Consider the following 22,005-nt stretch of genomic DNA (forward strand, 5'->3'; position numbering starts at 1 on the left):
GTGAGTTCGGCGCGCTCAGCGCCACAACCGCGGCCGCACGCCCAGCACTTTGGCGCGGATCCACCAGGTGGCCTCGATCGCGGCGGCGCCCAGCACGCCGATGCCCACCGCCGTCGACGTCACCGCGACGTTGGACGGGTCGAGCAGGAACTCCTTGCGTGCCAACGGCAGGCTGAAAATCACGACATAGGCCAGACCAGAAGCGATCACCAGCGCCACCCGCCACCACTGATACGGCCGGGCCACCACCGCCAGCACCCACAACGCCGTCATCAGCAGCGTGATCAGGGCAGCCGTGGACGCCTGATCCTGTTGGACGAAGCTGGCGTGACGCCCGTGATACGCCAGCAGGTAGGAGGCGAACGTCGCGCTGCCGACGATCAGTCCGCAGGGCAGCGCGGACGTGAGGACCCGGCGCACGAAGCCCGGGTGGGCGCGTTCGTTGTTGGGCGCCAGCGACAGGATGAACGACGGTATGCCGATGGTGAACCAGGCCGCGATGGTGACATGGATGGGCTGGAACGGATACAGCAGCGGGTCGGCCCCCAGCGGTTTGGCCAGCAGACATTCGACGCCCACCAGGAACGCCAGCAGGACCGAGTACACCGTTTTGGTCAAGAAGAGGTTGGCGACGCGTTCGATGTTGCCGATCACCCGACGGCCCTCGCCCACGACGTAAGGCAGCGTCGCGAATCTGTTGTCCAGCAAGACGATCTGCGCCACGGCGCGCGCTGCCGGGCTGCCGGCGCCCATCGCGACACCGATGTCGGCATCCTTGAGGGCCAGCACGTCGTTGACGCCGTCGCCCGTCATCGCGACGGTGTGCCCGTGCGATTGCAGGGCGTGCACCATGGCGCGCTTCTGGTCCGGCCGCACCCTGCCGAAGGCGGTGTGGGTGTCCAGCGCATCGGCCAAATGTGCAGGTTCCGAGGGCAATTGGCGCGCGTCCATCGCCTCGCCGCGCAGCCCGAGCTCCCCGGCGACGGCGCCCACCGAGACCGCGTTGTCCCCGGACAGCACCTTGACCGAAACGCCTTGTTCGGCAAAGTAATCCAGAGTCTCGCGCGCGTCCGGGCGCACCTTCTGTTCGAGGACCACCAGCGCGACCGGGGTGACGCGGCCCGGCGCGTCGGGATGGTCGACGGCGACGTCACCCGCGCCGACCAGCAGGACCCGCAGCCCCCGCGCGCCGATCCGCTCGGCCTGTTCGGCCGCCGCCGAGGCCGGCTCGAGCAACACGTCCGGAGCCCCCATCACCCAGTTCCCGTGCCCGTCGAAAGAAACACCGCTCCATTTGGTGGCCGACTTGAAAGGTGCTGTCGCCGTGGCGGTCCAGCCCGGGGGCCGGTGATAGGTCTCGGCGATGGCCCGCATGCTCGCGTTGGGTCGCGGATCGGCGGCGGCCAGCGAGGCCAGCACATCGGCAATCCCATTCGCCGCGGGGTCGAGTTCGTCCACGGTTGCCACCCGCATGCCGCTCTCGGTCAGGGTGCCCGTCTTGTCCGCGCAGACCACGTCGACGCGCGCGAGTCCCTCGATGGCGGGCAACTCCTGCACCAGGCACCGGCGCTGACCGAGCCGCACGACCCCGACCGCGAACGCGACCGACGTCAACAGGACCAGCCCTTCGGGGACCATGGGCACCAGTGCGCCGACCGTGCGCAGCACGGCCTGCCGCCAGTCCGCGCGCGTGGTGAACAGCTGGGTGTAGATGGTGAGCAGTCCGGCTGGCACCAATAGGTAGGTGATGAATTGCAGGATGCGGTTAATGCCGTTGCGCAGTTCGGATTTCACGAGGGTGAACTTGCTGGCCTCCTCGGCGAGCTTGGTCGCGTAGGCGTCCGGGCCGACCTTGGTGGCGCGGTACGCGCCGCTGCCCGCGACGACGAAGCTGCCCGACATCACCGCGTCGCCGACGGCCTTGGCGATCGGGTCGGCCTCCCCCGTGAGCAGCGACTCGTCCACTTCCAGGTTCGCCTCCTCGACGACCTCGCCGTCGACGACCACCTGATCTCCGGGGCCCAGCTCGATGATGTCGTCGAGTACCACTTCACCGGGCGGCACCGCCCTGGTCCCGGATTGCCTGCGCACCAAGGGTTTCGCCTGCCCGACGATGGCGAGCTTGTCCAGCGTCTGCTTGGCCCGGATCTCTTGCACCATGCCGACGACGCTGTTGGCGATGATCAGCAGCCCGAACATCCCGTTGATCAGCGAGCCGGTCGCGAGCACGATCAGCAGCAACACTCCCAGGATCGCGTTGATCCGGGTGAACACGTTGGCCCGGACGATGTCGGTGATGCTGCGTGTGGCGCGTTCCCGTACTGCGTTGCTCTTGCCGTCGGCCACCCGCTGGGCCACTTCGGCGTCGGTGAGGCCAGAGGCGTGAGTCATCGCGTGAAGGTTCCCAGCTTGTCCGAGTCGTAGTACTCCAAGTTCAGCGTATGGTCGCCGAAAACGGCCTTGGAAACCGTTCCGGGTGGGGCGTTTTCGTCGGTCAACGTGAAGGTGAAGGTGTCGCCGTCCCAGTGGGTGAGGGTGGCCGTCCGGTTTGTCGGACCCATCCGCAGTTGCAACGCGCCGTCGTGCTGGGTCACTACTGCCGGTCCCCAGTAGTCGTTGGCGTAGCTGCCGGCGTAGTCACCGAGCGGCCTGGCCGGGGCGGGGTTGGTCGGGGGTTGCCGGCCGACCAGCGAGCCGAGCGGGTTGTTCAGCCATCCGATCGCCTTCTTGTACAAGGGCGCCCAGTCCTGGCGGATCTGACCGTACTGAACCAGATCCATGAACTGGGCGGTGAGCGTTTCGGGGATGCCGTAGGGCGCGGCGTTCGTCAGCGCGATGATGCCCAGATCCTCGGAAGGCAGCACCACGAAGTTGGTGGCCGCTCCCAAATCGAAAGCGCCGGAGTGACTGTACTCGGTGCGTCCCGACGAATCGACCGAGGAGTTGAAGCCGTATCCGTAAAAGCCGGTGCGCGCCTGCGGCGTCTTGGCGGGTGATGACACCATCTGCGGGCTGGTGGCGGGCAGCAGGGCCTCCGGCGACGCGACCCGGTGACCGTCGTAGGTTCCGTTGCCCAGCAGCATCAATAGCCAGCGCGCCATGTCGTTCACCGATGAGCTCACGCCGCCCGCCGGCGACTGGGGATCCGGGTCGCGCTGGAAGCGGGCCTGCCACCTGTCGTCGATCTTGATGTGGTTGACGGCGTGGTTGGGCCGGGCGATGAAGTCGGCGAACCGCGAACTCGTCGACGCCATGCCCAGCGGGCGGTAGAGCGCCTCGTCGGACAGCTCCTCCCATGGCTTGCCCGCCGCGGCCGCCACCGCCTCGGCACCGGCGGTGATCCCATAGTTGGTGTAGGCGTAGCTGATTCGAAACGGGTCCAGCGGCAGGTACTTGAGCCGCTCCAGCGTTTGCCGGCGGTCGTAGCCCAGGTCTTCCAGCTTGTCACCCGCGTGGTCCGGCAACCCGGAGCGATGCGCATACAAATCGCCGATGGTCACATGACTGGTGACGTAGGGATCATTCAGCGTGAACCACGGCAACTCGGACGCGACGGGCGTGTCCCACCCGACGACGTTGTCGCTGACCTCGTGCGCGATCACCGTCGCGCCCACCGATTTCGACACCGAGGCCAGCTGGAAGACGGTGTCGGCGTCCACCTTGTTGTCCAAACCTTGCCCTCGGCTCACATCTTTTAGGCCAAAGCCTTTGGCGTACAACACCTTTCCGCCGTGCACGACGGCTACGGCCATCCCCGGGATGCCGGTGCTTTTCATCAGGTCGCCGACCAGCCCGTCCAGCTTCGCCACGGCATCGTCCACGCGGCCGGCGGGGATCGCCACGCCGGAAACCTGGTTGGGCGGGACGTCAGACAACGTGGACGGCGGCCCGGCGGTCGGCTGCGCGGAGCCGCAACCCGTCAACCCGAGCAGCGCCGCGGTGAGGCCGGCCCCGGCCGCGCGTTTGATCATGCGCGAACCCTACGCGCGTGCGCGCCGGGGCGATCTACAGCCGCCACCACGGGGCGGATTCCTCCGGCGCCGCGGGATCGATGCGTTGACCCGGCAGCGGCACCGCCACCTTCACCCGCTCCGGCGCGGCGGCGGCGAGCAGGCGCTCAACCGGTTCGGCCCACGGGTGCGGGGCCAATCGGAAAGTGCCCCAATGGATCGGCACCAACAGTCCGCCGTCGGTGACGTCCAGATGCGCCCGCACCGCCTCCTCGGGGTTCATGTGCACGTCGGGCCACGCCGTGTTGTAGGCCCCGATGGGCAGCAGAGTCAGGTCGAACGGCCCGTGATCGGCGCCGATCTGCTCGAAACTCTTGGTGTAGCCGGTGTCGCCGCCGAAGTAGGCGCGATGCTTGGGGCCGACGAACGCCCACGACGCCCACAGCGTCGTATTGCGGTCCAGAAAGCGTCCCGAGAAGTGCCGCGCCGGTACGCATACCACCTCCAGCTCGTCGACCTTGGCGCTCTGATGCCAGTCGAGTTCGACGATGCGCGGCTCCGGTACCCCCCACCGGCGCAAGTGGGCCCCGATGCCGAGCGGCACGAAGAACGGTGCCCGCTGAGTGCGGGCCAGCGCCCTGACCGTGTCGATGTCCAGGTGGTCGTAATGGTCGTGGCTGATCACCACCGCGTCGACGGCGGGCAGCGCCTCGAGCGGAAGCGGCGGCGGATGCAGCCGCTGCGGGCCCACGACGTCCGACGGCGAACAACGTTCGCTCCACACCGGATCGGTGAGCACCCGGTAGCCGTCGATCTCCAGCAACGCCGTGGAATGGCCGAACCAGCTGACGGCCAACCGGCCCGGGCCGGCGTCGAGCATCCCCGGCGAGGCCAGCGGGATCGGCCCCTTCGGACGGCTGCCGCCCCGGTTGCCGATCAGCTCCCACGCGATGAGCCGCAATTGCTCGCGGTCCATCTTGATTTCGGAGGCGGGCTCGACGTTGACGAAAACACCGTCACGGTAGTGCGGCGACCCGGCGGCCGCCTCGGCGATCGATGCCGGGTGGGCGCCGAGCGCGTCCGGCGCGCCGTGCAACGCTCGCACCAGCCAACCACCGGCCGCCAGCGACGCCGTACCGGCGACTAGCCGTAGCGTCCCGCGCATAGCCGTCAGGCCCCCTGGAACTTCGGCGGCCGCTTCTCGATCCGGGCGACCTGGGCCTCGACGACGTCTTGGCTGCCCCAGGCCTTGTCGAACAGTTCCTTGTGCACCGGCCCGGGCTCTTCGATGGCACCGTCGTCGTTGAGCACCCGCTTGGCGTGCTGGATCGCCAGCGGTGCCAGACCGGCGATCTCGGCGGCCCAGGCCTGGGCGTCGGCGAGCGTCCCGATGCGGTTGGCAATCCCGGTCTGCAGCGCCACGTCGGCGGTCAGCTTTTCGGCCGTGAGCAGCATCGCGCGGGCGCGGCCGTGACCGACGAGCGACGATAGTCGCCGAATGCTCCAGTTATCCAGGGCCAGGCCGTATTTCGAGGTCGGGAACTGAAAGAACGCGTCGGGTGCGACGACCCGCAGATCGCATTGCATGGCCAGCTGCAGGCCGGCGCCGATGGCCGGGCCGTTGATGGCCCCGATCACGGGGATCAGCGTGGCATCGAGCACCCTGTGCAGCTCGACGAGCCGGTCGGGGTAGTCGGCCGCGAAGGCGTCACCGCTCAGGTCCGCGCCGGCGCAGAACACCGTGCCCTGACCCGTCAGCACGATTGCGCGGGTGGAGCCGTCGCCGGCCTTCAGCACGGCCTCGCGCAGCTCTTCGACCAGCTGGGAGTTCAACGCGTTGCGGCGCTCGGGACGCTGCAGCTCGATCGTCATAACGGCCTCGGCCTGGGTAACACCGATCATGGCAGCCACCCTATATAGCCTCGTCTCGTGAGTCGTATTACGGCTGCTCAACTCCGCGATGCGGTGCTGGACGAGAATTCCTTCGTCCGCTGGGACGGTGAACCCCTCGACGTGCCGGTCAGCCCGTCCTACGCCCAGGAGCTCGCCGACGCCCGCGCCGCGACGGGCCTGGACGACTCTGTGCTCACCGGCGAGGGACGCGTCTTCGGCCGGCGGGTCGCGGTGGTGGTCTCCGAATTCGGCTTCCTGGGCGGGTCGATCGGGGTCGCCGCGGCCGAGCGGATCACCGTAGCAGTGCAGCGGGCGACGGCCGAGGGGTTGCCGCTGCTGGCCTCTCCGAGCTCCGGTGGCACCCGCATGCAGGAGGGCACGGTCGCGTTCCTGCAGATGGTGAAGATCGCCGCGGCGGTCCGGCTGCACAGGCAAGCGCACCTGCCCTACCTGGTCTATCTGCGCAATCCGACCACGGGCGGGGTGTTCGCGTCCTGGGGGTCGCTGGGCCATGTGACGGTTGCCGAGCCGGGCGCGTTGATCGGCTTTCTCGGCCCGCGCGTGTACCAGCTCCTGTATGGCGAACCCTTTCCCGAGGGCGTGCAGACCGCGGAGAACCTGCAGCGGCACGGCGTGATCGATGGCGTCGTCCGGCTCGAGGAGCTGCGCCGCACGCTGGACCGTGCGATGACCGTGATGGTCGACGCTCCCGGGCCGCTGCCCGCGCCGGTACCGGCCGAACCGACGCCCGACATCGCGGCCTGGGACTCGGTGGTGGCGTCGCGACGGCCCGACCGGCCGGGGGTGGGCCTGTTGCTGCGGCACGGCGCCACCGATCGGGTGCTGCTGTCGGGGACCGGCCAGGGAGACGCGGCGACCACGCTGCTGGCGCTGGCCCGGTTCGCCGGCCAGCCCGTGGTGGTGCTGGGGCAGCAGCGGCTGACGGGCGGCATCGAAAAGGGTGGGGTGGGGCCCGCCTCGCTGCGCGAAGCCCGGCGCGGCATGGCGCTGGCCGCCGAGTTACACCTGCCGCTGGTGCTGGCGATCGATACCGCGGGCCCGGCGCTGTCGGCCGAAGCCGAACAGGGCGGCTTGGCCGGGCAGATCGCGCAATGCCTGGCCGAGTTGGTGACGCTGGAAACCCCGACGGTGTCGGTGCTGCTGGGCCAGGGCAGCGGCGGGCCCGCGCTGGCGATGGTGCCGGCCGATCGGGTGCTCGCCGCGTTGCACGGCTGGCTGGCCCCGCTACCGCCGGAGGGCGCCAGCGCAATCGTCTTCCGCGACACCGAGCACGCCGCCGAACTCGCTGCGGCCCAAGGCATCCGGTCCGCCGATCTGCTGAAGTCGGGGATCGTCGACGCCGTCGTGCCGGAGTATCCCGACGCCGCCGACGAGCCGGTCGAGTTCGCGCGGCGATTGGCGCGGGCCATCGCCGCCGAGGTCCATGCGCTGCGCGAACTCCCCGCCGCCGAGCGGCTCGCCGCCCGGTTGCGGCGCTACCGCAACATCGGTTTGCCCGGCGCGTAGACCCGCGAGCAGACGCAAATGTCCCGTTTTCCTCGGCGTGTCGGGTGCTTTTGCGACTGCTCGGCCGCAAGGTCGCGCCTCCCACAGCCATAGTCGACAATCAGGCAAAATGGGCGGCATGGACACAGGCGCTAGCTCACCGCGGGTCTTGGTCGTCGACGACGATTCAGATGTGCTCGCGTCGCTCGAACGCGGTCTGCGGCTGTCCGGATTCGAGGTGTCGACCGCGGTCGACGGCGCCGAAGCGTTGCGCAGCGCCACCGAGACGCGCCCGGACGCGATCGTGCTCGACATCAACATGCCGGTGCTGGACGGCGTCAGCGTCGTCACGGCGCTGCGCGCCATGGACAACGACGTCCCGGTCTGCGTCCTGTCCGCCCGCAGCTCGGTCGACGATCGGGTGGCGGGCCTCGAGGCCGGAGCCGACGACTACCTGGTCAAACCCTTCGTGCTCGCCGAGCTGGTCGCGCGGGTCAAGGCGTTGCTGCGCCGCCGCGGTGCCACCGCCACGTCCTCGTCGGAAACCATCACGGTCGGGCCGCTGGAAGTCGACATCCCGGGACGGCGTGCCCGGGTCAACGGCGTCGACGTCGACCTGACCAAGCGGGAATTCGACCTGCTGGCGGTGCTGGCCGAACACAAGACTGCGGTGTTGTCCCGCGCGCAACTGCTCGAGCTGGTGTGGGGTTACGACTTCGCCGCCGACACCAACGTCGTCGACGTCTTCATCGGGTATCTGCGCCGCAAGCTGGAGGCGAACGGTGGTCCCCGGCTGCTGCACACCGTCCGCGGAGTGGGATTCGTACTGCGCATGCAGTAAGCAGGTCGACCGGCAATGAACTTTCTGTCCCGGATTGCGACCCGTACGCCATCGCTACGGGCGCGGGTCGCTGTCGCGACGGCCATCGGCACCGCCATCGTGGTGGTCATCGCGGGCGCCGTCGTGTGGTTCGGCATCACCAGCGCCTGGAAGGAACGACTCGATCGCCGCCTGGACGAGGCGGCGGGCTTCGCCATCCCCTTCCTGCCGCGTGGACTCGCCGACATCCCGCGCACCCCCAACGACCAGGACACCGTCATCACGGTCCGGCGCGAGGGTCAGGTCATGTCCAACTCGGACGTCACGCTGCCGCCGCTGGATGTCGGGTATGCCGACACGTACATCAACGGGGTGCGCTACCGGGTTCGCACCCTGGAGGTCCGCACGCCGCAGCCTGCGACGGTGGCGGTGGGTGCGACGTACGACGACACGATCGCCCAGACCAACAACCTGCATCGCCGGGTCATCCTGATCTGTGCGCTCTCCATCGGTGCGGCGGCGGTATTCGCTTGGCTCCTGGCGGCTTTCGCGGTACGACCGTTCAAACGCCTTGCCCAGCAAGCCCGTTCGATCGACGCCGACGAGCGCCCACAGGTAGCGGTGCGCGGCGCCAGCGAGGCCGTCGAGATCGCCGAAGCCATGCGCGGCATGCTGCAACGCATCTGGACCGAACAGGACCGGACCAAGGATGCGCTCGCGTCGGCCCGCGACTTCGCCGCCGTGTCCTCGCACGAACTGCGCACTCCGTTGACCGCGATGCGCACCAACCTCGAAGTGCTGTCCACCCTCGACATGCCCGACGAACAGCGCAAAGAGGTGCTGGGCGACGTCGTGCGCACCCAGTCGCGGATCGAGGCCACGTTGACCGCCCTCGAACGGTTGGCTCAGGGCGAATTGTCGACGGCTGACGATCACGTGCCCGTCGACATCACCGAGCTGCTCGACCGCGCGGCCCATGACGCCACCCGGATCTATCCGGGGGTCGACGTTTCGCTCGTGCCGTCACCCACCTGCATCATCGTCGGGTTACCGGCCGGGTTGCGGCTGACTGTCGACAACGCGATCGCCAACGCCGTCAAGCATGGCGGCGCCACCAAGGTCCAGCTCTCGGCGGTCAGCTCGCGCGCCGGCGTCGAGATCGCCATCGACGACAACGGCAGCGGCGTGCCCGAGGACGAGCGCCAGGTGGTGTTCGATCGGTTTTCTCGTGGCTCGACGGCCTCCCATTCCGGGTCGGGCCTGGGGTTGGCACTGGTTGCCCAGCAGGCCCAACTGCACCGGGGAACGGCGGCACTGGAGAGCAGCCCGTTAGGTGGGGCGCGGCTGGTGCTGCGGCTCCCGGGCCCCAGCTAGCGCCGCATCGCCGCCGCGGGTCGGCGGGGCCGTCCACTAGCTGGCGAGTCGGGCACACTGGAGTGATGGCCAACGGCAGTAAACCGACCGACAACGACACGCTGGCAGTGATTCGCGACCTGGTCGCCGAGGAGAAAGCGCTGCGGGCCCAGCTGCAGCGCGGGGACATCGACACGTCCGAAGAGCATGACCGCCTCCGGCGGGTGGAGGTGGAACTCGACCAGTGCTGGGACCTGCTGCGGCAGCGCCGGGCCCTACGTGAGACCGGCGGCGACCCTCGGGAGGCGGAGGTGCGTCCGCCCGACGAGGTCGAGGGCTACCTGAGCTGAGCGGCCACCCGAGCCAAGTCGACGCCGTCGTCATCGGAGGCGGCCACAACGGCCTCGTGGCGGCCGCCTACCTGGCCCGCGCGGGCCTGCGGGTTCGCCTGCTGGAACGGCTCGACCACACCGGCGGCGCGGCGGTCTCGGCGCACGCCTTCGATGGTGTCGGCGTTCGGGTATCGCGCTACTCCTACCTGGTCAGCCTGCTGCCCGCGCGGATCGTCCAGGATCTGGGCGCCGGCGTGCGGTTGGCCCGGCGGCCGTTTTCGTCCTACACACCCGATCCCGCGACCCGCGGCCGCAGCGGGCTGCTGATCGGGTCGGACGGTGACACCTTCGCCGGCATCGGGGCCGCGGGCGATGCGCGAGGGTTCGCCGACTTCTATCAACGCTGCCGGTTGGTCACCGAACGCCTGTGGCCGACATTGCTCGAGCCGCTGCGCACCCGCGAGGGCGTCCGCCGGCAGGTGATGCGAGGCGGCGATCGCCGCGCGGCGCGCGCGTGGCACGCGATGATCGAAGAGCCGATCGGACACGCGATCGCCGACGCGGTGCGCAACGACGTGGTGCGCGGGGTGATCGCGACCGACGCGCTGATCGGCACGTTCGCCCGCCTCGATGACCCTTCGCTGGCGCAGAACGTCTGCTTTCTGTATCACGTGCTCGGCGGCGGCACCGGCGACTGGGACGTCCCGATCGGCGGCATGGGCGCGGTCACCACGGCCCTGGCCGCGGCGGCAGAGGGCTATGGCGCCGAAATCACCACCGGCGCAGAGGTTTACGCCGTCGATCCCAGCGGCGAGGTGAGGTATCGCACCGGCGACGAAGAGCATCGGATCCGGGCGCGGTTCGTTCTCGCCGGCGTCACACCGACAGTCCTGGCCGGGCTTGTCGGCGACCGACCGCCGCCCCCGCCCCAGGGCGCGCAGGTCAAGGTCAACATGGTGCTGCGCAGGCTGCCCCGGCTGCTCGACGAGAAAGTGAGACCCGAGCACGCTTTCGCCGGGACTTTCCACGTCAACGAAACCTGGACCCAGCTCGACGCCGCGTATTCGCAAGCGGCGACCGGGCACATCCCCAATCCGCTGCCCTGCGAGGCCTATTGCCACTCGCTGGCCGACCCGAGCATCCTCTCGGCCGGCCTGCGCGACTCGGGCGCGCATACGATGACGGTGTTCGGCTTGCATACGCCGCACTCGCTGTTCGACGGCACCTACTCCGGCGCCCTGCGCGACCGGCTGACCGACGCCGTACTGGCGTCATTGAATTCCGTTCTGGCCGAACCGATTCAAGAGGTTCTGCTGAGCGACGCGCGCGGCCGGCCCTGCATCGAGACGACGACCACGCTGGACTTGCACCGCACCCTGAGGATGACGGCGGGCAACATCTTCCACGGCGGCCTGTCGTGGCCGTTCGCCGAAGACCACGACCCGCTGGACACCCCGGCGCGGCAATGGGGTGTGGCCACCGCGCACGAACGGATCATGCTGTGCGGCTCCGGCGCACGCCGGGGCGGGGCGGTGTCGGGCATCGGGGGGCACAACGCCGCGATGGCGGTGCTGGCCTCGCTCACATCGCGAATGTGACTGCCGCGCTTGCGGATCCGCTTACTTGCGCGCGTCGATGGTGACGTAGTCGCGCTCGGTGTAACCGGTGTAGATCTGGCGCGGGCGCCCGATCTTGCTGTCGCCCTCGTCGTGCATCTCGCGCCAGTGCGCGATCCATCCGGGCAGCCGCCCCAGCGCGAACAGGACGGTGAACATCCGGGTCGGGAAACCCAGCGCCCGGTAGATCAGGCCGGTGTAGAAGTCGACGTTCGGATAGAGCTTGCGCTCGACGAAGTAGTCGTCGGTGAGCGCCGCCTCTTCGAGCTCCTTGGCGATGCTCAGCAGGTCGTCGTCGCCGCCCAGCTTGGCCAGGATCTTGTCTGCCTGCTCCTTGACGATGCGCGCGCGGGGGTCGTAGTTCTTGTAGACCCGGTGACCGAAGCCCATCAGCTTCACGCCTTCTTCGCGGTTCTTGACCTTGCGCACGAATTCGCTGACGTCGTCGTCGCTTTGGCGGATCTTCTCGAGCATCTCGAGCACCGCCTGGTTGGCGCCGCCATGCAGCGGCCCCCACAACGCGTTGATGCCACCGGAGATGGAGGTGAACAGGTTGGCCTGCGACGACCCCACCAGCCGGACCGTCGAGGTCGAACAGTTCTGCTCGTGATCGGCGTGCAGGATGAGCAGCATGTCCAGCGCCCGAACGATTTCGGGATCCGCCTGATAGGGCTCCGCGGGCAGGCCGAACGTCATGCGCAGGAAGTTCTCCACCAGCGACAGCGAGTTGTCCGGGTAAAGGAAGGGCTGGCCGACCGACTTCTTGTAGGCATAGGCCGCGATGGTCGGCAGCTTGGCCAGCAACCGGATCGTCGACAGCTCGACGTCCTCGCTGTCCATCGGGTCAAGCGAATCGGGGTAGTAAGCCGAGAGCGCGTTGACGGCACTGGACAACACCGGCATCGGGTGCGCGTTGCGCGGGAAGCCGTCGAAGAACCGCTTGAGATCCTCGTGCAGCATGGTGTGCAGCTGGATCTGCTTGGTGAAGTCGGCCAGCTGCTCCTTGCTGGGCAGCTCGCCATAGATCAAGAGGTAGCTCACCTCGATGAAGGTCGACTTCTCGGCGAGCTGCTCGATCGGGATGCCGCGGTAGCGCAGGATGCCCGCGTCGCCGTCGATGTAGGTGATGGAACTCTTGCACGCGGCGGTGTTGACGAAGCCGTTGTCGAACGTGGTGTAGCCGGTCTTGGACAACAGCGAGCCCAGCGCGATGCCGTCAGCACCCTCGGTGGCCTTGACGATCTGCAGGTCGGTGTCGCCGCCCGGGTACTTCAAAGTGGCGGTGTCGTCGGTGTCTGCCACGAGAACCCCTTTGCGCTCTGGCTGAATGGCTGCTGACTTGGTGCTTACTGCAAAAGTAGTCGTTATGAGGATAAGACGCCTGCCCGGGGTCGAGTCTGCTGGTCACGCAGGCAATCGATTCCCGTACGACGCGGTCAGGGCTGCAGGCGCTCCACCCGGTCGCCGGTGATGCGGATGCGGTTGTGCAATCGGTTTTCCCGGCCCTGCCAGAACTCAACCAGCTCCGGGGCAATGAGATAGCCACCCCAGCCCGGCGGGACCGGGACCTGCTCGCGGTCGGCGAAGCGGGCGGTCACCTCGCTCAGCTGGTCGAGCAGGGCCGCCCGTGAGGCGATCGGCTGCGATTGGTGCGACGCCCAGGCGCCCAGCTGCGACCCGCGCGGCCGCTTGGACCAGTAGTCCTCGGTGACGTGCGCGCTGACCTTGCTCACCGGCCCGCGGATGTGGACCTGACGGCCGAGCTGGTACCAGGGAAAGGTCGCCGAGGCGTACCCGGTGGCCGCGAGATCGTCGCCCTTGGCCGAGTCATAGTTGGTGAAGAAAGTGATTCCGGTCTCGTCCACGCTCTTGCACAACACCGACCGGCTGGCCGGCCTGCCGTCGGCGCTGACGGTCGCCAGCACGAACGCGTTGGGTTCGGCGACAGCCGACCGCTCGGCGTCGTCGATCCATTTGCGCAACAACGAAACCCAGCCGTCATCGAGCCAATCCGCGTCGAGATCTGGACTGCCGTCTTTTTCCACCGACCCGTACTCCACACGCATTCTTTGCAGGTGCTCTTTTCCTGGTCCGGGGTCTGGTCCTGCCATCGCGTCCACGCTACCGGCGCTTGCTACCGGCCGGTAGCGTCGGGCCGATCAGGGGGTGCGAGAATTTTCGGTATGACTGTGGTCCCCGAAGACTTCGTCCCCGGCCTCGAGGGCGTGGTCGCCTTCACCACCGAAATCGCCGAACCGGATAAAGACGGCGGTGCGCTGCGCTATCGCGGTGTCGACATCGAAGACCTGGTGACCCAGCAGGTCACGTTCGGCGACGTGTGGGCGCTGCTGGTCGACGGCAAGTTCGGCCGCGGCCTGCCGCCCGCCGAGCCTTTCCCGCTGCCCATCCACACCGGCGACGTCCGCGTCGACGTGCAGGCGGGCCTGGCGATGCTCGCCCCGATCTGGGGGTACAAGCCGCTGCTGGACACCGAAGAGACCGTCGCCCGCGACCAGCTCGCCCGGGCGTCGGTGATGGCGCTGTCCTACGTCGCGCAGTCGGCGCGCGGCATCTACCAGCCCGCCGTCCCGCAGCGGATCATCGACGAATGCGACACGGTCACCGCCCGTTTCATGACGCGGTGGCAGGGTGAGCCGGACCCGCGGCACGTCGAAGCGATTGACGCCTACTGGGTCTCGGCCGCCGAGCACGGCATGAACGCCTCGACGTTCACCGCACGGGTGATCGCCTCGACCGGCGCCGACGTCGCGGCCGCGTTGTCCGGTGCGATCGGCGCGATGAGCGGCCCGCTGCACGGCGGGGCGCCGGCGCGGGTGCTGCCGATGCTCGAGGAGGTCGAGCGCACCGGCGACGCGCGGGGCCTGGTGAAGAAGATCCTGGACAGCGGCGACAAGCTGATGGGCTTCGGGCACCGGGTCTACCGCGCGGAGGACCCGCGGGCCCGGGTGCTGCGCGCTACCGCCGAACGGCTGGGCGCGCCACGCCACGAGGTGGCCGTCGCGCTGGAGCAGGCCGCGCTCGCGGAGTTGCGCGAACGCCGTCCGGACCGGGCGATCGAGACCAACGTCGAGTTCTGGGCCGCGGTGATGCTGGACTTCGCCCGAGTACCGGCCAGCATGATGCCGGCAATGTTCACCTGCGGCCGGACCGCGGGGTGGTGCGCCCACATCCTCGAGCAGAAGCGGCTGGGCAAGCTGGTCCGGCCGTCGGCCATCTACGTGGGCCCCGGCCCGCGCAGCCCGGAAACCGTCGAGGGCTGGGACCGCAGTCTCACCAACGCCTGAGCCGCTCGATTGTCGGTACCCGGCGATCTAATGGTTGTCGTCGCGATGAGTTTCCATCGCCGACGCAGTCATAAATCGTGGGCCTGCCCGTCCCCCGGGCAGGAACGGGAACCGAACAAGGAGAACCAGCATGGCGATCAACATCGAACCGGCACTGTCCCCGCACCTGGTGGTCGACGATGCCGCCGCGGCAATCGACTTCTACGTCAAGGCTTTTGGGGCGGAAGAAATAGGGCGCGTGCCGCGCCCCGACGGCAAACTGGTGCACGCCGCGGTGCGTATCAACGGCTTCACGGTGATGCTCAACGACGACTTCCCCGAAATGTGTGGGGGCAAATCGATGACGCCGACGTCGCTGGGCGGCACCCCCGTCACGATCCACCTCGAGGTCACCGACGTCGACGCCAGCTTCCAGCGCGCGCTTGACGCGGGCGCCACCGTGGTCACCCCGCTGGACGACCAGTTCTGGGGAGACCGCTACGGCATGGTCGCCGACCCGTTCGGCCACCACTGGTCACTGGGGCAGCCGGTCCGCGAGGTCAGCATGGACGAGATCTCGGCGGCGATGGCCGGGCAGGCCGCGAACTAGCCGAGCAGCCGATCCAGCAGCCGGCGCCGCGGTGGCGGCGCCGGTTCTGCGGTGGCCGCCGCCGCGAGCATGGCGGAAACGTCGGTGAACTTATTGCGGGGCCGGCCCTCAGCGCTGCCGCGCGCGATCTCGGCTGCGTCGATGGCGCGCCACCCCGCCGCGTCGATGGCCTCGGGCTGACGGGAGTGCACCAGGCCGGCCAGCGCCTCGGGCTTGCCGACCGGATCGGTCAGCTTGCCGGCGTTGAAGTCGGCGACCAGGGACTGGACGGTCTCGAACGAGCAGGACTTGTTGGTACCGATGAACCCACTGGGCCCCCGCTTGATCCATCCCGCGACGTAGGCGCCGGGCACCGGTTCACCGGATCCGGGTTCGACGACGCGGCCCCCGTCGTTCGGCACCACGGCCGACGATTCGTCATAGGGAAGATCGCGAATCGGCTTGCCGCGGTAGCCGATCGACGTCAGGACCAGGCCCGTGTCCAGCACGCGCGTCTCGTCGGTTCCGGTGACCGAGAACTCGATACCGGTCGCGCGTTGCTCCCCCAGCACGCGGTTCGGGGTGAGCCGATAGGCCAGCCTGATCCTCGGACGCGAGGACGGCGTCGAATCGTCGCCGAGCGTGCTCAAGATTTCCAGCTTGCGCTTGGTCAGCGCGTCCGAAGCGGTCGCGAGATCGGCCGCCACCAGCTGATGGTCGGCCGCGCTGAGCACCACCTCGGAGCTGCCGGAGAGCCCGATCAGCTCGGGCAGCGTGAACGCCGACTGCGCGGGGCCACGCCGGGCTGCGATCACCACCTCGCGCACCGCCGAACCCCGAAAGGCTGCCAGCGCGTGGTCGGCGATGTCGGTGCGGGCCAGGTCGTCGGGATCCGCCGTCAACACCCGGGCAACATCGAGCGCGACGTTGCCGTTGCCGACGATCACCACCCGCTCATGGCTGAGATCGACTGGCAGACCGGTGAAGTCGGGATGCCCGTTGATCCACGCGACCAGTTCGGTTGCGGTACCGGTACCCGGCAGGTCCATGCCCGCGATGTCCAGCCGGCGGTCATCCGGTGCACCGACGGCATACAGCACGGCGTGGTGGTGAGCCAGCAGGTCCGCATGGCTCAGCTGCTTGCCGACCTCGACGTTGAGATAGAACCGAAACCGGCGATCACCGGCGACTCTGTCGAAAAGACGGGTGACCCTCTTGGTGTTCTGATGATCGGGCGCCACCCCAGCCCGCACCAATCCATAAGGCGTGGGCAGCTTTTCGAAGACGTTGACGCACACGCGCTGCTGGGTCAGCAGTTCGTCGGCGGCATACATCGCCGCGGGCCCCGATCCGACGATCGCCACGGTCAGCGGCCTCCGGCGGGCGTGCACCTCGGCGGCCGGGATCACCGGGGCCAGCTTCGACGTCGGCGGCAGCTTCTCGTCCTTCGGCCGATCCGGATAGAAGGAGGCGTTGATCTCGATGAAAGGCAGCTGCTTGGAGTCCAGCCGGGTGTCGGGTGCGATCGCGCCGACGGGGCATGCGCTGACACACGCGCCGCAGTCCACGCACGCCACCGGATCGATGTAGAGCATTTCCGACGTGGCGAAGCCCGGCTCATCTGGTGACGGGTGAATGCAATTCACCGGGCACGCGAAGACGCAGGACCCGTCGTTACAGCACGACTGGGTAATAACGTGCGGCATAAAGGATCTCGCAGTTATTAGGCGGCCGGGACCGCGGCCAGGTGCTGGCGCTGCGGCTCGCTGCGGTAACGCGACGGCTTGCCGTTGATCTTGCACAACCGCCACATCAACCGGGCCGAGCGCGTCTCCATCAGGCCGGTGTCATAAGCCAGCATCCGCACATCACCGAACATGTCGCTGAGCCACTTACGCGATTCCGGCGAGCGGAAGAACAGTTCCTTGCGCACCTCACGCGGGATGTCGAACTCGCGCCAGAATGCCTTGGGGGGCACCACGATTGCGCGGCACAGCACCTTCATGGTCAGCGGCAGGTACAGCGCGGTCCAGAACCGCTGTCTCTTGGTCAATTCCGGAACCCGCTTGCGCAGGAACTCGTGGGCAAACGAGATGTGGCGAGCCTCTTCGGCCACGTGGATGGCCATCACCCGCTCCATGATGGGATGCAGCGACTTGCCTTCGCGCAGAACATTTTTCTGCGTGTGGTCAATGGGCTCCTCGCCGGCGAGTACGCCGATGAAGAATGCCACCGGCAGCGGGCCGGCCACCAGTGGAACCAATGGCGAGAGCCACTTGAGGATCCGCGGCATGCCAGGCACGTCGGCGCCGATGCGGTTGACCATCTCCTGGAACATCATGGTGTGGTTGCACTCTTCAACCGACTCGTGCAGGCAGTACCGGTACTCCGGCGACCCGTTGGGCACCCAGAACGTGTAGTTCATCAGCCCGCGGATCAGGATCGATTCGAAGTGCAGTCCGACCTTGGCCACGTTGGCCTGGCGCCACATCCCGATCCTGATCTTGCGTTCGTCCGACTGCGCCAGATACCACGGGTGCCGGCCCAGCGGGTCGGTCGTCGGCAGAATCCACCGCGGGTCGTTCTCCGTGACGGCGAATTCTGGCGAATCCCAGTCGATGTCGGTGTACGGGTTGAAGTTGCGCCGCACCGACCCCTCGGACAGTGTGGCAAGCATGTTGACGTATTCGGCGTCGTCGCGCACTTCCATGTTGCTGCGCCAACGCCGGACCAATCGCGTCCTAGCCATATCCAGGCCTCCCCAACGAGGTTTACATTTGGACGTGCTGTGTCCAGACAGTACCGCAGGTACCGGATATTCTCCAGACCCCCTCGGGCAGTGTGATCTGACCGGTGGTCATGGATTTTTATGCTCCAGATCACATGGGATCAAACGTCCGACCACGCGCGAGCAGGCGTTTTCACCCGGCGGCTTGGGCCCGGGGGCGGGCCGCCGCACCGGCCCGTCAGGTCGGCTCACTACCCTGATGGGCATGGCTGACCAGCTCGAGATCCCCGCTGACATCAAACCCCGAGACGGCCGCTTCGGCTGTGGCCCGTCGAAGGTCCGGCCCGAACAACTGGAGGCGTTGAGCACTTCGGCCGCGCCGCTGTTCGGCACCTCCCATCGGCAGGCGCCGGTCAAAAACCTGGTCGGCCGGCTGCGGTCCGGGCTCGCCGATCTGTTCTCCGTGCCCGACGGCTATGAGGTGATCCTGGGCAACGGCGGGGCCACCGCGTTCTGGGACGCCGCGGCCTTCGGGCTGATCGACAAGCGTTCGCTGCACCTGTCCTTCGGCGAGTTCAGCTCCAAGTTCGCCTCCGCGGTCGCCAAGAACCCGTTCGTCGGCGATCCCGTCGTCATCAAGGCGGACGCCGGCAGTGCCCCCGAGCCGCAGGGCGACCCCTCGGTGGACGTCATCGCCTGGGCGCACAACGAGACGTCGACCGGCGTCGCGGTGCCCGTCGGCCGGCCGACAGATTCCGGCGACGCGCTGATCGTCATCGACGCGACCTCGGGCGCCGGCGGCCTGCCCGTCGACATCGCCGAGACCGACGCCTACTACTTCTCTCCGCAGAAGAATTTCGCCAGCGACGGCGGCCTGTGGCTGGCCATCATGAGCCCGGCGGCGCTGGCCCGCGTCGAATCCGTCGCGGCCTCCGGCCGCTGGGTTCCCGACTTCCTGTCGCTGCCCATCGCGGTGGAGAACAGCCTGAAGGACCAGACGTACAACACCCCGGCGGTCGGCACCCTGGCGCTGATGGCCGAGCAGGTCGACTGGATGCTGGGCAACGGCGGGCTGGACTGGGCCGTCAAACGCACCGCGGACTCGTCGGGCCGGCTGTACTCCTGGGCCGAGGACAGGTCCTACACCACGCCATTCGTCGCCGACCCGAAGTTGCGTTCGCAGGTGGTGGGCACCATCGACTTCGCCGACGAGGTCGACGCCGCGGCCGTGGCGAAGATTCTGCGGGCCAACGGCGTCGTCGACACCGAGCCGTACCGCAAACTCGGCCGCAACCAGCTGCGGGTGGGGATGTTCCCAGCGGTGGACCCCGACGACGTCAGCGCACTGACCCAATGCATCGATTGGGTCGTCGAGCGCTTGTAACCGACTGGCAATCAAGCCGCAACCGCACAGCGTGTCAGCACAGGTGATGGGCGGTTGCTGGACTACAGTGCGCACGTGACGGGTCCGTCGCTGACCTGCACGGAGCCTGCGAGGAGATAACCATGCGGGAACTCAAAGTGGTTGGGCTGGATGCCGACAGCAAATATGTCATCTGCGAGGGCGACGATGCCGCGGAGCAATTCAAGCTGGCGGCCGACGACCGCCTGCGAGCCCTGCTGCGCGACGCCGCCCTGTCCTGCGAGCAACCGCAGCTCGAGATTGAAGTCACCAACATGCTGAGCCCCAAAGAAATTCAGGCCAAAATCCGCGCGGGCGCCTCCGTCGAGCAGGTCGCCGCGGCGTCCGGCTCGGAGGTGTCGCGGATCCGCCGCTTCGCCCACCCGGTGCTGTTGGAACGGTTCCGCGCCGCAGAACTGGCAACCGCCGCGCACCCGATGCTGGCGGATGGTCCCGCCGTGCTGACCCTCCTGGAGACGGTCAGCGCCGCACTGGTCAAACGGGGTCTCAGCCACGACAAACTGAGCTGGGACGCCTGGCGTAACGAAGACAACCGTTGGACGGTGCAACTCGCGTGGAAGGTCGGCCGGTCCGACAACCTTGCGCATTTCTGTTTCTCGCCGGGCGCCCACGGCGGAACGGTCACCGCCATCGACGACGCGGCCAGCGCGCTGATCGACCCCAGCTTCGAACTTCCGCTGCGCCCCCTGGCCCGGGTGGCCCACGTCGACTTCGAAGAGCCCGCCAAGCCGCCCGTGCCGGAACCACCGGTGGCAACCGAGCCTGAGGAAAAGCCCGTGCACACCCGCCGGGGTAAGCCGGTCATTCCGGCGTGGGAGGACGTATTGCTCGGCGTGCGCTCGGGCGGACAGCGCTAGGGCCGATGGTGGCGACCCGCTTCACCCGGCTATGCCGCGCTTGCGATCGCCACTAGGCCGGATGGTGACCCGCGGCCGTCAAGGCGAGCAGCACCAACCAGGCTCCCGCGACACCGACCGCCGCACCTAGCACGAACCAGCGCAGCACTGGGGTGCGCCGCCACCCCCACAAGGTCGGTGCGAGCCCTCCCGCCGCGACGACGTTGAGCCCGACGGCCAGCAGCGCGTGCACCCGAAGCAGCCCCAGACTGAGCACCACGATCGCGGCGGCGGTGACCGCCGCAACGAATCCGGACACCGTCAAACCCGTTGCCCAGGGCACGGACTCGTCCCTCATCAGCCGGAGCCTAGTTTGACTGTCCATCTCCGCCTCTCGTCGTCGAGCGCGCCCGCTCGTAGAAGGCCAGCGCCGCCGCCGTCGCGACGTTGAGGGAGTCGGTGCCCCGCGACATCGGGATGCGCACCCGCACGTCGCTCGACCGCAGGGCGGCCGGCGTCAGTCCGGGCCCCTCGGCGCCCACCAATACCGCGACACGTTCATCGCGTGCGGCCGTCATCGCGTCCGGCAAGGCGCAAGCGGTGCCCTGCGGTGTCATCGCCATTAGTCGAAACCCGTTGTCCCGCAACCCTTTGAGGTCGGCCGGCCAACAGGTTGCGCGCGCGAACGGCACCAGCAGCGCATGGCCCATCGACACCCGGACCGCGCGCCGGTACAGCGGGTCGGCGCAGCCGCTGCCGAATACGACCGCGTCGACGCCGAGGCCCGCCGCGTTGCGAAAGATCGAGCCCAGGTTCTCGTGATCGTTGACCCCTTCGAGCACCGCGACGGTGCGGGCCTTCGCGATCACTTCGGCAACGCTGGGTTCGGCCACCCGACGGGCGGCGGCCAGCACTCCGCGGTTGAGGTGGAAGCCGACCACCTGGGCCATCACGTCGGCGGAGGTCCGGTAGAACGGCACCGCGCTGCCGGCCAGGTCATCTTCGAGTTCGGCGAGCCGACGGTCGGTGCCCAGCAGGGCATGCGGACGAAAGCGTGACGCGAGCATGCGCTGCACCACCAGGACACCTTCGGCGATCACCAGACCCTTGCCGGACGGCAGATCCGGACGGCGGTCGACGCTGTTCAGGTCGCGGAAATCGTCGAGCCTCGGATCGTCGGGGTCGTCAACGTCGGTGATCATTCGGTGGTGTGGCTCACGGGCCTTCGTCGACCAGGGCCAGCATCAGGTCGGCCGCGTTGCGCAGGGTGTCGCGCTGTTGGCTGTCCAGCGTCGCCAGCCGCTTGGCCAGCCACTCCTGCCGGGCACGACGGTTTGCCTTGACCAGCTCGGCGCCGGACTCGGAGACCGAAACAAGTACCTGTCGGCCGTCGACCGGGTGTGGCGCGCGGTCGACAAGTCCCATCTCGGCCAGCGACGCGATCACCCGGGTCATCGACGGCGGCCGGACACGCTCGCGAATCGCCAGTGCGCCGGGCGTCATCGGGCCTTCGTTGGTCAGCATCGCCAGCGCCGACAGCTGGGACAACGACACCGGCGACGACGGATTGCGAAACCGCAGTTGGCGGGCCAGCCGCATTACTGCCAGTGACAGGTCGCTGGCCAGCCGCGCATCGCTGTCAGGCATGGCGCGAGGTTACACGGCACGCTCACAA

20 protein-coding genes are annotated in these 22,005 nt (G+C 68.3%); 9 read left to right on the top strand and 11 right to left on the bottom strand.

Going from position 1 to position 22,005, the window contains the following annotated elements; translation table 11 throughout:
- Positions 1 to 15 precede the first annotated feature (15 nt).
- From AC5Y30_RS12805 to AC5Y30_RS12820, 4 genes are read right to left on the bottom strand one after another with little or no spacing between them, the layout of a single operon-like run.
- Positions 16 to 2,391, bottom strand: coding sequence for a cation-translocating P-type ATPase (locus tag AC5Y30_RS12805; RefSeq protein WP_499918528.1), 2,376 nt, complete (start codon positions 2,389 to 2,391; stop codon positions 16 to 18).
- The gene (locus AC5Y30_RS12810; protein ID WP_499918529.1) at positions 2,388 to 3,971 is read right to left on the bottom strand and encodes a serine hydrolase; all 1,584 of its coding nucleotides are present in this window, start codon (positions 3,969 to 3,971) and stop codon (positions 2,388 to 2,390) included. Before AC5Y30_RS12810 ends, AC5Y30_RS12805 begins: the two co-directional genes overlap by 4 nt.
- A gap of 34 nt (positions 3,972 to 4,005) precedes the next feature.
- A complete protein-coding gene (locus tag AC5Y30_RS12815; RefSeq protein WP_499918530.1) occupies positions 4,006 to 5,115 on the bottom strand; it encodes an MBL fold metallo-hydrolase in 1,110 nt (369 codons plus the stop codon).
- Positions 5,116 to 5,120: 5 nt separating this feature from the next.
- Positions 5,121 to 5,852: an enoyl-CoA hydratase gene (locus tag AC5Y30_RS12820; protein ID WP_499918531.1), complete on the bottom strand. Its 732-nt coding sequence runs from the start codon at positions 5,850 to 5,852 to the stop codon at positions 5,121 to 5,123.
- A 27-nt stretch (positions 5,853 to 5,879) separates the two neighbouring features.
- On the opposite strand from AC5Y30_RS12820, the gene AC5Y30_RS12825 reads away from it, so the two are divergent.
- The 5 genes from AC5Y30_RS12825 to AC5Y30_RS12845 all read left to right on the top strand — a co-directional run bounded on the left by AC5Y30_RS12825 (position 5,880) and on the right by AC5Y30_RS12845 (position 11,452).
- Positions 5,880 to 7,370 carry a carboxyl transferase domain-containing protein gene (locus AC5Y30_RS12825; RefSeq protein ID WP_499918532.1) on the top strand — a complete coding sequence of 497 codons (1,491 nt, stop codon included), beginning with the start codon at positions 5,880 to 5,882 and terminating at the stop codon, positions 7,368 to 7,370.
- A gap of 109 nt (positions 7,371 to 7,479) precedes the next feature.
- Positions 7,480 to 8,190 (top strand): two-component system response regulator PrrA, encoded by a 711-nt coding sequence (gene prrA, locus AC5Y30_RS12830; RefSeq protein ID WP_007777113.1) that lies wholly within the window; start codon positions 7,480 to 7,482, stop codon positions 8,188 to 8,190.
- Positions 8,191 to 8,205: 15 nt separating this feature from the next.
- Positions 8,206 to 9,543, top strand: coding sequence for a sensor histidine kinase (locus AC5Y30_RS12835; RefSeq protein WP_499918533.1), 1,338 nt, complete (start codon positions 8,206 to 8,208; stop codon positions 9,541 to 9,543).
- A gap of 65 nt (positions 9,544 to 9,608) precedes the next feature.
- The gene (locus AC5Y30_RS12840; protein WP_067126442.1) at positions 9,609 to 9,872 is read left to right on the top strand and encodes a DUF2630 family protein; all 264 of its coding nucleotides are present in this window, start codon (positions 9,609 to 9,611) and stop codon (positions 9,870 to 9,872) included.
- Positions 9,869 to 11,452: a phytoene desaturase family protein gene (locus tag AC5Y30_RS12845; RefSeq protein WP_499919015.1), complete on the top strand. Its 1,584-nt coding sequence runs from the start codon at positions 9,869 to 9,871 to the stop codon at positions 11,450 to 11,452. The genes AC5Y30_RS12840 and AC5Y30_RS12845 overlap by 4 nt, the downstream gene beginning before the upstream one ends.
- Before the next feature lie 21 nt (positions 11,453 to 11,473).
- On the opposite strand, the gene AC5Y30_RS12850 is transcribed toward AC5Y30_RS12845, so the two are convergent.
- Complete coding sequence (locus AC5Y30_RS12850; RefSeq protein WP_499918534.1) at positions 11,474 to 12,772, bottom strand: citrate synthase; 1,299 nt, start codon at positions 12,770 to 12,772, stop codon at positions 11,474 to 11,476.
- Positions 12,773 to 12,906: 134 nt separating this feature from the next.
- A complete protein-coding gene (gene pdxH / locus AC5Y30_RS12855; protein ID WP_499919016.1) occupies positions 12,907 to 13,536 on the bottom strand; it encodes a pyridoxamine 5'-phosphate oxidase in 630 nt (209 codons plus the stop codon).
- 117 nt (positions 13,537 to 13,653) lie between these two features.
- On the opposite strand from pdxH, the gene AC5Y30_RS12860 reads away from it, so the two are divergent.
- A complete protein-coding gene (locus AC5Y30_RS12860) occupies positions 13,654 to 14,775 on the top strand; it encodes a citrate synthase 2 (protein WP_499918535.1) in 1,122 nt (373 codons plus the stop codon).
- 130 nt (positions 14,776 to 14,905) lie between these two features.
- On the top strand, positions 14,906 to 15,364 hold the full coding sequence (locus AC5Y30_RS12865; RefSeq protein ID WP_499918536.1) for a VOC family protein: 459 nt from the start codon (positions 14,906 to 14,908) through the stop codon (positions 15,362 to 15,364).
- Here the strand turns inward: AC5Y30_RS12865 and AC5Y30_RS12870 are convergent.
- The gene (locus tag AC5Y30_RS12870) at positions 15,361 to 17,049 is read right to left on the bottom strand and encodes a 4Fe-4S binding protein (protein ID WP_499918537.1); all 1,689 of its coding nucleotides are present in this window, start codon (positions 17,047 to 17,049) and stop codon (positions 15,361 to 15,363) included. The two genes, AC5Y30_RS12865 and AC5Y30_RS12870, sit on opposite strands and share 4 nt — an antisense overlap.
- Positions 17,050 to 17,066: 17 nt before the next feature.
- Entirely contained in the window at positions 17,067 to 18,092 is a 1,026-nt protein-coding gene (locus tag AC5Y30_RS12875; RefSeq protein ID WP_499918538.1) for an AurF N-oxygenase family protein, read from the bottom strand.
- 244 nt (positions 18,093 to 18,336) lie between these two features.
- Between AC5Y30_RS12875 and serC the strand changes: the two genes are divergently transcribed.
- Both serC and sepH read left to right on the top strand, forming a co-directional pair.
- Complete coding sequence (gene serC / locus AC5Y30_RS12880) at positions 18,337 to 19,455, top strand: phosphoserine transaminase (protein WP_499918539.1); 1,119 nt, start codon at positions 18,337 to 18,339, stop codon at positions 19,453 to 19,455.
- 122 nt (positions 19,456 to 19,577) lie between these two features.
- Positions 19,578 to 20,351 (top strand): septation protein SepH, encoded by a 774-nt coding sequence (gene sepH, locus AC5Y30_RS12885; RefSeq protein WP_499918540.1) that lies wholly within the window; start codon positions 19,578 to 19,580, stop codon positions 20,349 to 20,351.
- A gap of 52 nt (positions 20,352 to 20,403) precedes the next feature.
- On the opposite strand, the gene AC5Y30_RS12890 is transcribed toward sepH, so the two are convergent.
- From AC5Y30_RS12890 to AC5Y30_RS12900, 3 genes are read right to left on the bottom strand one after another with little or no spacing between them, the layout of a single operon-like run.
- Positions 20,404 to 20,688: a DUF2537 domain-containing protein gene (locus AC5Y30_RS12890; RefSeq protein ID WP_499918541.1), complete on the bottom strand. Its 285-nt coding sequence runs from the start codon at positions 20,686 to 20,688 to the stop codon at positions 20,404 to 20,406.
- A 10-nt stretch (positions 20,689 to 20,698) separates the two neighbouring features.
- Positions 20,699 to 21,532 (bottom strand): TrmH family RNA methyltransferase, encoded by an 834-nt coding sequence (locus AC5Y30_RS12895; protein WP_499918543.1) that lies wholly within the window; start codon positions 21,530 to 21,532, stop codon positions 20,699 to 20,701.
- A 13-nt stretch (positions 21,533 to 21,545) separates the two neighbouring features.
- Positions 21,546 to 21,977, bottom strand: coding sequence for an Rv0880 family HTH-type transcriptional regulator (locus tag AC5Y30_RS12900; protein WP_499918545.1), 432 nt, complete (start codon positions 21,975 to 21,977; stop codon positions 21,546 to 21,548).
- Positions 21,978 to 22,005 lie beyond the last annotated feature (28 nt).

This window comes from Mycobacterium sp. NGS27, assembly GCF_059813005.1.

Bases quoted from the DNA above. Each gene is read 5' to 3' on its own strand.
- AC5Y30_RS12815 (WP_499918530.1), bottom strand. From the start codon at position 5,115: ATGCGCGGGACGCTACGGCTAGTCGCCGGTACGGCGTCGCTGGCGGCC.
- AC5Y30_RS12875 (WP_499918538.1), bottom strand. From the start codon at position 18,092: ATGGCTAGGACGCGATTGGTCCGGCGTTGGCGCAGCAACATGGAAGTG.
- AC5Y30_RS12835 (WP_499918533.1), top strand. From the start codon at position 8,206: ATGAACTTTCTGTCCCGGATTGCGACCCGTACGCCATCGCTACGGGCG.
- AC5Y30_RS12840 (WP_067126442.1), top strand. From the start codon at position 9,609: ATGGCCAACGGCAGTAAACCGACCGACAACGACACGCTGGCAGTGATT.
- prrA (WP_007777113.1), top strand. From the start codon at position 7,480: ATGGGCGGCATGGACACAGGCGCTAGCTCACCGCGGGTCTTGGTCGTC.
- AC5Y30_RS12820 (WP_499918531.1), bottom strand. From the start codon at position 5,852: ATGATCGGTGTTACCCAGGCCGAGGCCGTTATGACGATCGAGCTGCAG.
- AC5Y30_RS12865 (WP_499918536.1), top strand. From the start codon at position 14,906: ATGGCGATCAACATCGAACCGGCACTGTCCCCGCACCTGGTGGTCGAC.
- AC5Y30_RS12870 (WP_499918537.1), bottom strand. From the start codon at position 17,049: ATGCCGCACGTTATTACCCAGTCGTGCTGTAACGACGGGTCCTGCGTC.
- AC5Y30_RS12860 (WP_499918535.1), top strand. From the start codon at position 13,654: ATGACTGTGGTCCCCGAAGACTTCGTCCCCGGCCTCGAGGGCGTGGTC.
- AC5Y30_RS12805 (WP_499918528.1), bottom strand. From the start codon at position 2,391: ATGACTCACGCCTCTGGCCTCACCGACGCCGAAGTGGCCCAGCGGGTG.
- AC5Y30_RS12810 (WP_499918529.1), bottom strand. From the start codon at position 3,971: ATGATCAAACGCGCGGCCGGGGCCGGCCTCACCGCGGCGCTGCTCGGG.
- AC5Y30_RS12895 (WP_499918543.1), bottom strand. From the start codon at position 21,532: ATGATCACCGACGTTGACGACCCCGACGATCCGAGGCTCGACGATTTC.
- AC5Y30_RS12890 (WP_499918541.1), bottom strand. From the start codon at position 20,688: ATGAGGGACGAGTCCGTGCCCTGGGCAACGGGTTTGACGGTGTCCGGA.
- serC (WP_499918539.1), top strand. From the start codon at position 18,337: ATGGCTGACCAGCTCGAGATCCCCGCTGACATCAAACCCCGAGACGGC.
- AC5Y30_RS12900 (WP_499918545.1), bottom strand. From the start codon at position 21,977: ATGCCTGACAGCGATGCGCGGCTGGCCAGCGACCTGTCACTGGCAGTA.
- sepH (WP_499918540.1), top strand. From the start codon at position 19,578: ATGCGGGAACTCAAAGTGGTTGGGCTGGATGCCGACAGCAAATATGTC.
- pdxH (WP_499919016.1), bottom strand. From the start codon at position 13,536: ATGCGTGTGGAGTACGGGTCGGTGGAAAAAGACGGCAGTCCAGATCTC.